Origin of the sequence: Alteromonas aquimaris (assembly GCF_026183695.1) — a bacterium.
Taxonomy (GTDB): Bacteria; Pseudomonadota; Gammaproteobacteria; order Enterobacterales; family Alteromonadaceae; genus Alteromonas; species Alteromonas aquimaris.
Map to the genome: position 1 here is coordinate 54,279 of NZ_JAPFRD010000002.1, position 15,303 is coordinate 69,581.

General features: G+C 45.8%; 8 protein-coding genes. 2 read left to right on the plus strand and 6 right to left on the minus strand.

Annotated elements, in window-relative coordinates; all coding sequences use genetic code 11:
* Positions 1-501: 501 nt before the first annotated feature.
* The 6 genes from galE to gltB all read right to left on the minus strand — a co-directional run bounded on the left by galE (position 502) and on the right by gltB (position 10,258).
* Positions 502-1,521 carry a UDP-glucose 4-epimerase GalE gene (gene galE, locus OPS25_RS00440; protein WP_265615672.1) on the minus strand — a complete coding sequence of 340 codons (1,020 nt, stop codon included), beginning with the start codon at positions 1,519-1,521 and terminating at the stop codon, positions 502-504.
* Positions 1,521-1,823 carry a DUF6170 family protein gene (locus OPS25_RS00445; RefSeq protein WP_265615673.1) on the minus strand — a complete coding sequence of 101 codons (303 nt, stop codon included), beginning with the start codon at positions 1,821-1,823 and terminating at the stop codon, positions 1,521-1,523. Before OPS25_RS00445 ends, galE begins: the two co-directional genes overlap by 1 nt.
* A gap of 83 nt (positions 1,824-1,906) precedes the next feature.
* Positions 1,907-3,427 (minus strand): peptide MFS transporter, encoded by a 1,521-nt coding sequence (locus OPS25_RS00450; protein WP_265615674.1) that lies wholly within the window; start codon positions 3,425-3,427, stop codon positions 1,907-1,909.
* 399 nt (positions 3,428-3,826) lie between these two features.
* Complete coding sequence (locus OPS25_RS00455; RefSeq protein WP_265615675.1) at positions 3,827-4,219, minus strand: hypothetical protein; 393 nt, start codon at positions 4,217-4,219, stop codon at positions 3,827-3,829.
* Between the two features lie 145 nt (positions 4,220-4,364).
* Entirely contained in the window at positions 4,365-5,780 is a 1,416-nt protein-coding gene (locus OPS25_RS00460; RefSeq protein ID WP_265615676.1) for an FAD-dependent oxidoreductase, read from the minus strand.
* 11 nt (positions 5,781-5,791) lie between these two features.
* Positions 5,792-10,258 (minus strand): glutamate synthase large subunit, encoded by a 4,467-nt coding sequence (gene gltB / locus OPS25_RS00465; protein ID WP_265615677.1) that lies wholly within the window; start codon positions 10,256-10,258, stop codon positions 5,792-5,794.
* 642 nt (positions 10,259-10,900) lie between these two features.
* On the opposite strand from gltB, the gene arcB reads away from it, so the two are divergent.
* Positions 10,901-13,255: an aerobic respiration two-component sensor histidine kinase ArcB gene (gene arcB / locus OPS25_RS00470; protein ID WP_265615678.1), complete on the plus strand. Its 2,355-nt coding sequence runs from the start codon at positions 10,901-10,903 to the stop codon at positions 13,253-13,255.
* Between the two features lie 56 nt (positions 13,256-13,311).
* Positions 13,312-15,249: a thrombospondin type 3 repeat-containing protein gene (locus OPS25_RS00475; RefSeq protein ID WP_265615679.1), complete on the plus strand. Its 1,938-nt coding sequence runs from the start codon at positions 13,312-13,314 to the stop codon at positions 15,247-15,249.
* Positions 15,250-15,303: the final 54 nt, after the last annotated feature.

Here is a 15,303-nt window from a genome sequence, read left to right on the forward strand (position 1 = left end):
GGTGTTCAGCCGATGCATTATTCGACTAACGCAGCGTGTTTGGGAGACTCCCACCTTCGTGGGAGTGACGAGGTGGCATTCACCCGTCATCCTCCGCGGCGGCGGAGGATCTCTCTCGTGCGCATCCGGTGTTCAGCCGATATGTTATCCGAGTAATACAGCTTGATTTGGAGACTCCCACCTTCGTGGGAGTGACGAGGTATATGGAGAGTGACTAGCTATGGAAGTGACTAGCTTTGGAAGTGACTAGGTATGGACGTAACTAGGTATGGACAAGAGAATAGATATTGTCGAGATAATTTCCAGCGTAGGAACGGCAAAGTTTCGTCGAGATTTACTCTGGTGTGTGGACACTGCCGTACTTTAATAACACCACTCAATAGCTAATTTAAACTATTGTCGCGGTGCTGGCTTTTTAATTGCCTAAAAGCGGGTCAAAAGGAAACGAAGCGGAACCAAAAGGTTTTATACTTCGTTTTCTCTGACACCAAATTTTAGTAGTTATCGGGTATATCCCTCGGGATTATTAGATTGCCAACGCCAGATATCTGCACACATTTCATCCAGTCCCTTTTCTGCATGCCAATTCAATTCTTTGGCTGCGAGAGTAGGGTCAGCGTAGCAAGCAGCCACATCGCCACTTCTTCTTGGTGCAATCTTATAGGGAACCTTTTTACCCGACGCCGTTTCAAATGCCCTAATCATTTCTAAAACGGAATAGCCCTGACCCGTACCCAAATTATAAATGTCTAACCCCATATTAAGGTTCAAACGGTCTAGTGCTTTTAAGTGTCCATTAGCCAAATCTTCAACGTGAATGTAGTCTCTAACCCCAGTGCCGTCTGCAGTGTCGTAATCGTCTCCGAATACACTCAATTCTTTTAATTTCCCAGTGGCAACCTGAGAAATATAGGGCATCAGATTGTTTGGTATGCCATTCGGGTCTTCTCCTATTTTGCCAGATGGGTGTGCACCCACGGGGTTAAAGTAACGAAGAAGAACAATGTTCCACGCGGTATCGGAATTATAGATGTCTGCCAGTATGTGCTCGACCATCAGCTTTGACATACCATAAGGATTGGTAGGATGGCCGGTTGACATGCTTTCTCTTAATGGCAGTGAAACCGGGTCGCCATACACGGTAGCGGAAGAACTAAACACGATGTTTTTAACCTGATGCTCTTGCATCACACGACACAGGGTAAGGGTGCCATAAACATTGTTTTCATAGTATTGCATGGGTTTTTCTACTGATTCACCTACGGCTTTCAGCCCAGCAAAATGAATAACATAACCTATGTCGTATTCACTAAAAATCCTTTCAAGTACAGATTCATCGCGAATGTCGCCTTCAATAAAGGTGACTGATTTACCCGTTATTTCTTCAACACGACGTAATGACTCAACGCTAGAATTAGTAAGATTGTCTAATACAACGACCGAATAGCCTTGCTCAAGTAATTGTAGCGTTGTGTGACTACCGATATATCCTGCTCCCCCAGTAACTAGTACCGACTTCATTATGACTCCTTGGAATTGGGGTTGGTGGTTAAATACTTAGCACTTAATGAATACTGTATAGGCTTTACCAATAGTGGATAAAGCAAAATGATGGCGACTGCCCAGAGTAATGCGGTCCAATCCTGCGCTATCTTTAATAGCAGCGCGAACACAGGACAAATGATGAGCAACTTCAATATATTCAACAACATTTTTTCTGGAACAGACAGCGATTTGGCTGCGTCTTCAAGCCGTTTCATTCTTTCTGTCAGCGTCAAACCTTGCAAGTCTGGAATGTGTTTTGTTGAAAAATAAAATGCCATTTTTACCTCTTAAAAAAAACCGCTGAGGCATTTTCATACTCAGCGGTTTATATGGATTATTTACCTAATAGGATCTATGTCTTTTAGCCCTGCTGCGGAACGGGGTGGGGCTCCGCCAGATGATCTTTTTCCGCCAGCTTTTCCCACTTACGTGTTTTCAACGTCAGTAGCAGCACTACAATGCCGATTGCAATACTAAACAAGCTTATTTGGATGAATAGATTAGGCATTTGATCTAGGCGTTCTGGGTTAAAGTTACCGGCCAATAATCCAGCGATGACGTTACCAATCGAGTAAGTTAATACAAACACCCCCATCATCTGCCCAGCAAATCGCTTTGGAGATAATTTACTCACCGCACTTAGCGCTACAGGACTTAGACATAGCTCACCAACTGTGTGTAAGAAATACGTCATAACCAACCAATAAGGCGCCACCTTTAAGCCACTCGCGGCTATTTGCGCGGCAAAAAACATGACGATAAAACCACTGGCCATGATAATCAGACCGATCGCGCATTTTGCACCATAGGAAGGGTCTAACATGCGTTTGCCAAGGTTAATCCATAAAGCGGCAAAGAAAGGTGAGAGCAAGATAATAAAAAAGGAGTTGGCAGACTGGAACCAGGCTGCTGGAATTTCAAACGCCCCGATCATTCTGTCCGTATAGTCACGACCAAACAGGTTTAATGAAGAACCTGCCTGCTCAAAGCCTGCCCAAAAACATGCGGAAGCCACACAAATTAGAAACAGGGCACCCATTCGTCTTTTTTCAGCAGACGAAAGTTCCCCGAAAAAGAAAATTCCCCCAAAATACAGTAGGAAAGTGACGGTAAATATGACCGCTACTTTTTCCGCCAATGTAACCGGATTGATTTGCACTGTACCTTGCATGACAAGAAAAGTTGTCGCTGCAAGCGCCACCAGAAAAGTAATTATCGCTGTCCAACTTAATTTTCTAGCGGTAGGAGATATCGTAACCGTTGGCTCACTCGACTCTCCCTGAAGTTTGTGCTGGGTCATTCGATACTGAATTAAACCAATTGCCATACCAACCGCTGCAGCACCAAATGCCCAATGGTACCCCTGATTAACCTGAAGCCAACCACATACTAAATACCCTATAACCGAGCCGATGTTGATACCCATATAGTAAATGGTGTAACCACTGTCACGGCGGGTATCTTCGCTGGAATACAATTGACCGACGATTGCACCGATATTGGGTTTAAGTAAACCTGTGCCAAGTACAACCAGGATCAAGCCAATAAAAAAGGACGCTTTAGCCGGAATAGCCAGAACAATATGGCCGGTCATGATAATGAAGCCGCCATACCATACCGCTTTCTGCCCCCCGATTAAGCGGTCAGCAATCCAACCGCCGGGCAAGCCCATGAAATAAACCGCTCCGGTATATAAACCATAGATGGCCGTAGCGGTGGCAACGGTAAATGCCAGACCTTCTTCTTGTAAACTGGCTGTCATGAAAAGAACGAGCAGGGCGCGCATCCCATAGTAACTCATTCGTTCCCACATCTCGGTAAAGAATAAAGTTTGGAGCCCCCCGGGGTGCCCAAAAAAGCTGGTGTCGTTAGAATTTTTCATTATTTACGTCTTGTTCCGTAGAAATATTGTTGTTGTGATATTTTTATCAGTGATCTCATTAATCTGTTCAGACTTTCATCGTGTCATGACGAGAAACAGGTGTTGAGATTCGTCTTTTATCAAAGATAGCCCGTTATACTAGAGGAAATGGGCGGTTACAAGCGCGCAAGCCAACTTTATCGATGAATAGTTATGTCATTTTATGCAGTAAATTATAGAAATAAGGCGAAGCATTTCTTAAGCACTTGGTCCATATCGGAAAAATCAAACCACGCGAACTGTGTACCCTTCTCGCAGGTAATAGGCTTTTCTCTTATGATAAGTAGGTTTCTATTCCCTGCAGCCATTGGCAACGTTTGAAATAGAACTCAGATAGTCTAGATAGCAATGCAGTGACGGTTACGAATTATCGGCCACTACAGCAGTTTGTAGAATCAATACATCAACCTGGGAACCCTTTCCATCAGACGAAACAACGATACGAACCGCATCGTCTTCCCCCGTTAGCAAGGTGTAATCGTTAAATGAAGAGGTCACTTTCAGGGCGGGAGTTGATGACTGAAAATGTTGAATCATTGCGTCTTTATTCGCTGGTGAGAAAAAAATTAATGAAGCAGGCTTGTCGGTATCAAACACCTGGCATTGTTTTGCATTGGTCGGCAGGGTCACCGAAAAAAAGGAATCAGGGCAGACTTTGATATCCGGTTGAGTAGAAGAACTGTTGGCTGCAAATATTGAGTGAGAAAACGCTATACCCAGCGCCACTAAACCCGTTTGAACTATTAGATTCATCATTGTCCCGATTGAATACTGCTCTTTCGTTTATTTACTATAGTGCCTCTACTTTTCTGGAGCAATGACTTTACCGCGCGTATAGGTATGAAAACGGACGGTAAAGTATAGGCTCATCACCCGGCAAAGCGGATAGCTATTAGGATTAAATCTGGAGGTAGTCTAAAATTCCGTTTGCTGCTTTGCGTCCCTCATCAATAGCTGTCACTACCAGGTCACTGCCTCGGACCATATCTCCGCCCGCAAAGATCTGCGGATTTGACGTTTGATAGGCAAATTTGCCGTTTGCAGGGGCGCGCACGCGACCTTTTTCATCCAAAATGATACCGTATTCGCCAAACCAGCCAGCGGGACTCGGTTGAAAACCAAAGGCAATAATCACAGCATCTGCCTCAATCACATGCTCAGAATCCGCGATTTCTACAGGACGACGGCGACCATGCACATCAGCGGGGCCCATGGTGGTTTTAACAAACTTTATGCCGGTGGCTTTACCCTGCTCATCAGTCACAATATCCAGTGGCTGCAAATTGAACATAAACTCAACGCCCTCTTCCCGCGCATTGACCACCTCCCTTCTTGAACCTGGCATACTATCTTCGTCGCGGCGATACGCGCAAATAACCTGTTCGGCCCCTTGTCGTATCGAAGTGCGTACACAATCCATGGTGGTATCCCCTCCGCCAAGAACCACCACTTTTTTACCTTTCATATCGATAAAATCAGTAGGATCTTTTTCAATGCCCATCACACGATTTGTATTAGCAATTAAAAAGGGCAGGGCATCGACCACGCCAGCGGCCTTTTCATTTTCAAACCCGCCCTGCATGGCGGTATAGGTACCCATTCCTAAAAATACAGCATCGTACTTATCCAACAGGGTCTGGAAGGGAAGATCTTTGCCAATCTCAGTGTTGAGTCTGAATTCTACCCCCATTTCGGTGAAAATTTCACGACGCAGTTTGATCACCTCTTTTTCGAGTTTGAATGATGGAATGCCGAAAGTTAGCAACCCGCCGATTTCTTCATAACGATCGAACACCACAGGTTTCACCCCGTTACGTACCAGGATGTCGGCGCAGGCCAGGCCTGCAGGACCTGCTCCCACAATCGCTACTTTTCGGTCCGTCCATTCCACATCAGACATATCAGGCCGCCAGCCCATTTTGAACGCCGTATCGGTGATGTATTTTTCAATGCTACCGATGGTGACGGCGCCAAAATCATCATTCAGGGTACATGCGCCTTCGCATAACCGGTCTTGGGGACAGACGCGCCCGCACACTTCGGGCAGACTATTGGTTTTATGGGACAACTCCGCAGCTTCAAGTATGCGTCCCTCGTTGGCCAGATGCAGCCACTGAGGAATATAGTTATGTACTGGGCATTTCCATTCGCAATATGGGTTGCCACAATCTAAACACCTGTCAGCCTGGCCCTCAGTTTGCGATTGGCTCAGTGGCTGATAAATTTCACCAAACTCTGACTTTCTGATTGTGATGGGCTTTTTCGGTGGATCGATTCGTTCAACATCCACAAACTGATAAACATTTTTTGCCATAAAGCCTCCTGTTACTGCGCCTCAACTCGTAGCTCTGCACTAGAGCGACTAATGTGGCCTAGCAGGTTTTTCACATCACTGGTTTTAGGTTTGACCAATTTAAATTTTTTCAGTGATTCAGCGAAATTAGTTAAAAGTGATAATGCGAACTCGCTGCCCGTTTCTTCATAATGCTGATTAATAAGACCGCGCAGATGTTCAGCCAGAATGACTTTGTCTGCAATAGAAAGGACTTCGACAAGCCCGGTATTGATGCGATGTTCCAGGTTTTGTTCGTTGTCATAGAGATACGCGAAACCCCCTGTCATCCCGGCGCCGAAATTCACACCAATATTCCCCAGTACGGCCACGATGCCCCCTGTCATATACTCGCACCCGTTATCACCAATCCCCTCCACGACGGCGATGGCCCCAGAGTTGCGGACGCCAAAACGTTCCCCTGCACGGCCTGCAGCAAACAGTTTGCCGCCGGTTGCGCCATAGAGGCAGGTATTACCCATAATCGTGCTGTTATGTGTATCAAATTTAACCTTGGCAGGGGGATAAATAACCAGTTTGCCACCCGTCATTCCTTTTCCAACGTAATCATTCGCATCGCCTTCAAGCCGCATATGCAGCCCACCAGCGTTCCATACTCCAAAACTTTGTCCGGCTGTGCCAGTAAATCGAACGCTCACTGGCTGATCCTCCATTCCATGATTGCCATGATGACGAGCTATGAAACCTGAAAGCATGGCACCCACCGAGCGGTCGGTATTCCGAATGGTGTAGCTAAGATGTTTGCCTGAAGTGGTTACCACTGCGCTGCGTGCCTGGTCCAATAAGCGGGCATTGAGCTCACCTTTATCCATGGGCAAATTGGCAATTTCTGAACAAAAGAGTCTGGTATGTTCCCCCGCTTTGGGCGTAGCCAGTAGAGGCGAGAGATCCAATTTATTTTGTTTGGCGGTAAACCCTTGTTTAGGTTTAAGAAGCTCAGTTCGACCAACCAATTCGTCGAAGTGGCGAATACCCAATTCGGCCATTATTTCCCGGACTTCCTGCGCGATAAATTTAAAGTAATTCATCACCATTTCAGGTAAGCCAATAAAGTAATCATCGCGCAACTTTTGATCCTGAGTGGCCACGCCTGTCGCACAATTATTTAAGTGACAAATGCGTAGATACTTGCAGCCAAGCGCAACCATAGGTCCGGTGCCAAATCCGAAGCTTTCAGCGCCCAGCATCGCTGCTTTAATGACATCGAGTCCGGTTTTGAGTCCTCCATCCGTTTGCACACGCACCTTATGGCGCAGACCGTTTTCGACCAATGCTTGTTGCGTTTCAGCTAAGCCAAGCTCAAAAGGGCTACCCGCATACTTTACGGAGGTCAACGGACTTGCGCCGGTGCCACCATCATAACCGGAGATAGTAATAAAATCGGCATAGGCTTTCGCTACGCCTGTGGCGATAGTGCCTACACCAGGCTCTGACACCAATTTAACTGAAATTAATGCAGTGGGGTTGACCTGCTTTAAGTCAAAAATCAGCTGTGCTAAATCCTCAATTGAATAAATGTCGTGATGGGGAGGCGGAGAAATTAAGGTCACACCCGGTACGGAAAAACGTAACTGGGCAATGTACTTGTTAACCTTATCACCAGGAAGTTGCCCGCCCTCGCCAGGCTTGGCACCCTGCGCAACTTTGATCTGGATGACATTCGCATTGATAAGATAATGGGGGGTTACACCAAAGCGGCCAGAAGCCACTTGTTTGATCTTAGAGTTTTTCTCAGTTCCAAAGCGTGAGGGATGTTCACCCCCTTCCCCTGAGTTAGACTGGCCGCCTAATCTGTTCATCGCAATGGCTAATGCTTCGTGAGCCTCTGGACTCAATGCTCCAATAGACATTGCGGCGGTATCAAAACGAGAGTACAAATTTTCCGCTGTTTCTACTTCCTTGATGTCAATGGGCGCATTGGCGGAACCTATTTGTAGCAAATCTCTTAAATGAGCGGGTGAGCGTTCGTTGACCAATCGTGAAAAAACTTTGTAGTCGTCGTAATTGCCACTTACCACTGCTTTTTGCAAAGAGGTAACCACATCCGGATTGTACGCATGATACTCACCGTCATGAACGTACTTCAGTAAACCGCCATGTGACATAGGCTTACGTTTGAGCCATGCGATTCGTGAGAGGTTGAGCTGATCTTGCTCAAAATCTTCAAATCCTGCACCCTGAATGCGGGAAGGAATACCAGCGAAACATAACTGCATTACCTCATGATTGATTCCTACCGCTTCAAATAGTTTGGCACTCCGATAACTGGCCACCGTGCTGATGCCCATTTTAGACATGATCTTATACAAGCCTTTGTTGATGCCCTGACGATAGTTCAACGTAGCTTGCATGACCGGAATATCCAGCTCGCCCTTTTCGCATAACTGTTCAATGGTTTCATATGCCAGGAACGGGTATATGGCCGTGGCACCCAAACCAATTAACACTGCGAAGTGATGCGGATCGCGCACAGCGGCAGTTTCTACCACAACATTGGCATCACATCGAAGCGCCTTATCGATCAAGCGGCGCTGTACGGCACCTACTGCCATGGCAACGGGGATAGGCAGGGTACCTTTTTTAATGTGTCGATCTGATAACACCACAAACGCTGCGCGTTTTTGCTTCACCAGATATTCAACTTCGTTGCATATCCGTTCGATAGCTTTTTTTAATCCTTCTTCTGCGCAATAGTGCAACTCCACCTTTTCCGAATAATAATGTTCCGGATTAAACTCTCTGAGTTGTTTTAAGTCGGTGTACATCAAAACAGGTGAGTTAAACAACACTCTATCTGCGTAGCCGGATGTCTCATTGAACACGTTCTGCTCGCGTCCTATACAGGTGGCCAGAGACATCACATGACTTTCTCGGAGAGGGTCAATAGGGGGATTGGTTACTTGGGCAAACTGCTGACGGAAGTAATCAAATAATGTACGATGCTTTGATGACAATACGGCCATGGGGGTATCGTCGCCCATCGACCCCACCGCTTCCTGACCATCTTTAGCCAACACTTTAATTATTTGTTGTATTTCTTCGTAACTGTAATTAAACAGTTTGTGATACACCGCCATCATGTCATCATCAAATACACGTTTCCCGATAGCGGAAGCATCCATCTGTTCAATGGGCGTTAAACGGCGAATATGTTTTTGCAGCCATTCAGCGTAGGGGTGGCGATCTTTCAAATCGTCATCAATCTCATTGGAGCGCCAAATTTTGCCTGTGTAGGTGTCAACGGCCAACATTTCACCAGGACCCACACGGCCTTTCTCTACGACATTGTGCTGGGAGTAATCCCAAATCCCAATTTCCGATGCCAAGGTGATAAATCCATTGTCGGTAATCACGTAACGGGCAGGCCGTAAGCCGTTGCGATCAAGGTTGCAGGCAACGTGGCGGCCATTGGTTAAGACAATTCCCGCAGGCCCATCCCAAGGTTCCATGTGCATAGAATTGAATTCATAAAAAGCACGGAGATCGGCGTCCATGGTCTGGTTGTTTTGATACGCGGGGGGAACTAATAAGCGCATCGCGCGAAACAAGTCCATACCCCCTGCCAGAAAGAGTTCCAGCATATTATCCAGTGAGGATGAGTCAGAGCCTTGGGTATTCACAAAAGGGGCGGCATCTTTTAAATCGGGGATCAAAGGCGTCGCAAATTTACCTGTGCGAGCCATTGCCCAGTCCCGATTGCCTTTAATAGTATTAATTTCACCATTGTGGGCGAGAAATCGGAAGGGTTGTGCTAAAGGCCAACGGGGTAACGTGTTAGTAGAGAAACGCTGGTGGAACACGCAAATCGCACTCTGCATGCGTTCATCTGCAAGATCAGAATAGAATGCAGGGAGATCTTTTGGCATCACTAAACCTTTATATACGGTGACCAGCCCTGAAAGGCAGGCAATATAAAAGTCCTCGTCTGCTTCAAGACGCTTTTCTGTGCGCCTTCTGATCATATATAAACGGCGTTCCAAGTCCTTCTTACGCCAACCAGGCGGCGCGTTGACGAATATCTGTTCGATTTGAGGAACGCCAGTTAAGGCTAGTTCACCCAACACCTGATGGTTAACAGGGACTTTGCGCCAGCCAACAACGCCTAAGGTTTCTTTTTCTAGCTCTTCGTTAAGAATGTCGCGTGCAGCATTGGCTTTTTCCTCATCCTGGCTGAGAAAAATCATCCCTACACCATACTTTTTACTTAGTTTCCAGCCATTCTCCTGTGCGATAGCCTGAAAAAACGCCTCCGGCTTTTGCATCAGCAAGCCGCAACCGTCACCGGTTTTGCCATCGGCTGCAATACCGCCACGGTGTTGCATCCTATCTAACCCATGAATTGCGGTTGTGACCAATTCATGGCTGGCGTCACCCTTGATATGGGCGATTAACCCGAAACCGCAATTGTCCCGAGAGTCATTGGGATTGTATAAACTCATTATCTACTCCTTCAACCATGCATAGGTGGGGTACAACGCTGCATAGCGTCGTTTATAACCGCGCGGTGCAAGGTGTTGGCAATTTTAATTTATCAGGGGTGAACAAGACTGAAAGTAGAGAGTGGCATATCATTCTTTCAGGAACGATTGAAAGAATCTCCTCACTTCACTCCCTTATTTTTAACACAACAGCCATACTTCTTATTTCTTACTTTTCAACCTTGCCGCTCACTGTCGTTGCCCTCTTAGAGATGAATTGCTGTTCGCATTATTATTCATTTTTAGTCTGCGGATGTACAACATAGCTATTTTAGAAAATAAAATCAATCTGTAACGCAAGTAGTAACAGGAGAAATTTGGCATATTAATTTATTGTCATTCTAAAACAATTGGTTGGTGTGTTTTTAGGGGCTGCGCGCAAATTAAGAGAAAAAGAAAAATTAGGATGATTATCCTAATTTTGGTGGTATCTAAATGTCACTTGCAGTGAATATTTATGCCCTTAATATTCACAATTATTTTACATTTGCCCTTTTCTAAACCTTCCGCTAGGGTTTTCCCTTAATTAATCGCTCCAAGTTTAGACGTAGCCAGTTCACACCTGATAGGATATGTCACCGGATATTGTTAGATAGACTGTAGATGCATCAAGATTCACCAAAAGATTCATGGGCAATTCGCTTTGCTCAGTTTGTTCAGCGCTTTGGCACATTAAAGCTGAGTATTGTATTTGTATTAGTTACCTTGGTGGTGACGTTGGGAGGCTCTTACATGATCAGAGTGAGCCTCGGAAGTGATGTCGATCCAGATGATTTCATTAGTGCGGTTATTCTCACCATGCTTTCTGCGCCCTGGGTGCTTTTCTTTTTTAGTGAGTTGGTTAAACAACTGGAAACCTCCCGTACCAACCTGAAAGAAGTGGTATCGCAGCTAGAAAAACTGCGCGAAGAAGATGTCTTTTTGAACCGAGAACTGCAAAACAACATTCGACAGTTGAATTACGAAATTGAACAACGCCGGACCGCTCAGGAAGAGCGAGAAGCGGTGTTTAAAGATTTAGAAAAAGAAATACAGGATAAATCTGAACAGGAAGAGCAGGCGCGCAGGTTGTCTACGTTATTAAGGTCTATCATTGATGCGTCTCCCGATTTAATTTATTACCGTAATGAAGAAGGTCGCTTTGCCGGGTGTAATCGGGTAGCTGAAATGATGACCGGTAAATCGGAAAAGGAACTACTGGGTCTGACCCCCCATGATGTGTATGAAGAAGATCTGGCGCGCCAGGTGGTGACCAGCGATCATGAAGTATTTGAAACTAATGCCAGCATTACCGAGGAGCTATGGTTACGCTTTGCCGATGGTCGCCGGCGTTATTTTGAAATGCGAAAAGTTCCTTTTTTTGATGCGGATGGTAAAAGACTGGGCTTGCTGGCGTTTGGCCGCGATATGACTGAGCGTAAAATTGCTGAGAACGCGGCAGCGAAGGCCAGCACGGACAAGACCCGATTTATTGCCACGATCAGTCATGAACTGCGCACCCCTTTAAATGGCATTGTCGGCCTCAGCAGAATGCTGCGCGATACCGAATTGAGTGAAGAGCAATTTAGCTGGGTGAGCACAATTTACGCCAGCGCAATTACCTTAGGCAATATCTTCAACGATATTATCGATCTGGATAAGCTGGACCGTGACAAGCTTGAATTAAGTTTAAAAACCGTTTCCTTAAAGGATTTTACGGAAGAGCTAAGCAGTATTATTCGATTGTTGGCCGCCGATAAATCCCTCAATCTCATTACTACGATTAAAGAGCCATTACCTCAATTGGTGGAAGTGGACGGTACGCGACTGCGGCAGATATTGTGGAACATTTTATTTAATGCAGTGAAATTTACCCAAAAAGGGCAGGTTAGCCTGACCGTGTCCGCAACGAAGCCAGACAAAGACGTTTCAGTAGTGACGTACGTGATCGAAGATACGGGTGTCGGTATCCCTGAAGACGAATTGGATAAAATTTTTGCTATGTATTATCAGGTTGATCACCCTGATCATCAGTCTGCCACTGGAACAGGAATTGGTTTAGCGATCTGTAAACAAATGGTTGAACTGATGAAAGGCGAAATTCGCGTGAGCAGTGAGGTAGGTAAAGGTACCCGGTTTGAAATTGAGTTGCCGTTACACATATCTAAACGGCCTATGCAGGTTGAAAAGTTACAGGTAACCGACCTTAACATTTTACTGGTAGAAGATATTGAACTGAATGTAATGGTGGCCAAAGCTTTATTAGAGAAACTCGGCCAACGGGTGGATGTTGCCATGACCGGGTCTGAAGCAATTGATAAAGTTAGGAAAAATCAGTACGACTTAATTCTGTTAGATATTCAGTTACCCGATATGACGGGGTTTGATGTCGCCAGTACCCTTCATGAAGAAGATTTAGTAATGCAAACACCCATCGTTGCGCTAACAGCTAATGTGATTAAGAAGCGCGAAGAGTATTTGCAAAACGGCATGGATGACATTATTGCCAAGCCCATCAAGAAAAGCCGGGTGATTGAAGTATTTAATTCTCTGTTTGCCGATCCAATGACCTTGCGGATTAGTGATAGCAGTGATTCAAAGCGTGATGCCACGAAGTCACTTAACAATATTCTTGATATGGATTTATTGCAAATGCTGGTGGATACCATTGGAGAGGACATGATCCGCGCCAGCGTGAAAGTGTTCCAGGATAAAATGCCCGAATATATGGATATCCTGCTTTCCAACTTAAGCGCCAGTGAAAAAGATGAAGTATGCGCGCAGGCCCATAAAATTAAGGGCGCAGCGGGCTCGGTTGGGCTAGCCAGAGTTCAGCGGATTGCCAACCAGATCCAACAGGGCGACCACCCCGCGTGGTGGCAGAATGTGCATGATTGGGTCGAAGAACTGCACATGGCCGTGCCCCATGACATGAAGTCACTGAATGAATGGTTAAACGAGCAGATGGTGGATGATTGAATTCGACCCCTCTCAGTGAAGTGCAACAATAATGAGCCCATTGCCAATCCGCAAATATGAATATTGGATTGTGCAGTGTCGAGATTCATTACGTTTGGACTGGGTTCGCCTATGATGCTGTGGATGGAGTAACAGAAGTCAGGTTTGAATCTGACGCACTACTGAGAACGGGTACTCATACCGTAAATGTTATCGCAGAAGATAGTAGCGGCAATGTGGCTCGGCGAACTGTAGAAGTGTCTATTTATCCGTCAATTCAAGTGGGTAGTAAAATGCATGCTGAAGCAGGGGCACAGGTGGATATGATGTTTGCCCTTAGTGGATTGCCCCCTGTTTATCCTGTTGAATTTGACTATCGTATATCGTACCCCGATGGCAGCAGTGAATACTATTACGACTCGATTCATGAGGGGCAGACATCCATACAGCGCATCGCCATTCCACCAACATCTCTACCTGGCGAACAGATAGAGGTGGAGTTGTTATGGGTATATAACACGCATATCAACTATTCTTCATCGAAGATGAAGATTGAAGTCATTGATGACAATCGCCCACCTCGGCTGCAACTTTCCGCTTTTCAAAATGGGGGGGCTGTAACCGCCATCGATAAATCGGCTGGGAATGTAATACTTGAAGTGAAGTGGAGTGATATCAATGTTAACGATGAGATACAGATAGTAAATGGCTCAGCCAATACAGAAATATATGAAATTTCCTCAACGTCTCACTCAGTGATATTTGAGCTGAATCCATTAGAGTTAGATACATTCCTGGAGGCCGAATTCAGTATAGCTGAAAAAAATACGGCTGAAAAATATGGAGCTACTTCGAGCATTGAACTTATGGTGAGGGATTCTCTACCCACCTTAGGGCATGGGGACAGCGATAATGATGGTATCTCTGATTTCGAGGAGGGTGTATTTGACGATGATCGAGATGGGATCCCCAATTATCTGGATTCCAATAATGTTCCAAACAGGTTGCCAATGGCGTCGGGAGAGCGGGATATCGTTACTGAGTCAGGCTTAACTTTCTCGCTAGGGAATGTTGTTATAAGAAACTTTGGGAGCAATGCCGCGAATGCGACTATTGGCATAGAATCATTATTTTCAGAGGCAGTTTCTTCTATACCAAATTACACGGCCACGGACGAAAACGCAGCTTTACAGCCTATTAACTTTAAAGTTTCAGGTTTAGTGACTAATGGCGATACGGTAAATGTTGTTATTCCACTCAATAAACCCATTGCGGCAGGGATGGGCGTGCGTAAATTTAGTCGCGCAGACGGATGGTATAACTTCGTCGAAGACGAGCATAACGCTTTATATTCGTCTAACCTGGACAGTGACGGAAACTGTCCCTCCATTGGTTCAACCATGTACGCCTCTGGATTGCAGGAAGGTGCTGAATGCTTGTTGCTGTCAATTGAAGACGGTGGGCCCAACGATACAGATGGTGTGCAAAATGGTGAAGTTGAGGACCCTGTGTATGTAGCTGCGATAGCCAGTAGTTCTCCCACGGCAAAACTTGATGGGCCAGCAACGGTGAAAGAAGGCCAGAGTTTCCACCTTGATGCAAACGGAAGTTCGGACCCCGATGGAGATATGTTGAGTTTTAGGTGGGAGCAGCTCGAAGGGCCGCAGCTGGCGCTGGAAAACCCTACCGCGTCGAGGCTTAGACTAATTGCCCCCGATGTCACAGAGGATTCAACGATGCAATTCAGGGTGACGGTAAGTGATGGACATAGCAGTCATACTGCAATGTTAAGAGTGACAGTGACTAACCATGCAGACGATAGTGATGAGACTGGCGGTACTCAAGATCCGGTCACGCCCCCTGCCGTTAGTAATCAAAATCCAACTAAACCGCCTGCCAGTGCTTCTGGTGGAGGCGGAACGTTCGATTATATCTGGTACCTGTTAATGTTCATCACAATGTGCATCAGAAATGTTCGCAACAACGATATCCGGTTAACCAGAGTAGAGAATTGAATGACCCCTATGAAGGCAAATTTGAAGGGGAGTTTTAACATTCCTGACTCCTCT

What these genes read in the sequence shown, in the direction of transcription:
- galE (WP_265615672.1), bottom strand. Translation starts at nt 1,521, where the DNA reads ATGAAGTCGGTACTAGTTACTGGGGGAGCAGGATATATCGGTAGTCAC.
- OPS25_RS00445 (WP_265615673.1), bottom strand. Translation starts at nt 1,823, where the DNA reads ATGGCATTTTATTTTTCAACAAAACACATTCCAGACTTGCAAGGTTTG.
- OPS25_RS00450 (WP_265615674.1), bottom strand. Translation starts at nt 3,427, where the DNA reads ATGAAAAATTCTAACGACACCAGCTTTTTTGGGCACCCCGGGGGGCTC.
- OPS25_RS00455 (WP_265615675.1), bottom strand. Translation starts at nt 4,219, where the DNA reads ATGAATCTAATAGTTCAAACGGGTTTAGTGGCGCTGGGTATAGCGTTT.
- OPS25_RS00460 (WP_265615676.1), bottom strand. Translation starts at nt 5,780, where the DNA reads ATGGCAAAAAATGTTTATCAGTTTGTGGATGTTGAACGAATCGATCCA.
- gltB (WP_265615677.1), bottom strand. Translation starts at nt 10,258, where the DNA reads ATGAGTTTATACAATCCCAATGACTCTCGGGACAATTGCGGTTTCGGG.
- arcB (WP_265615678.1), top strand. Translation starts at nt 10,901, where the DNA reads ATGCATCAAGATTCACCAAAAGATTCATGGGCAATTCGCTTTGCTCAG.
- OPS25_RS00475 (WP_265615679.1), top strand. Translation starts at nt 13,312, where the DNA reads ATGAATATTGGATTGTGCAGTGTCGAGATTCATTACGTTTGGACTGGG.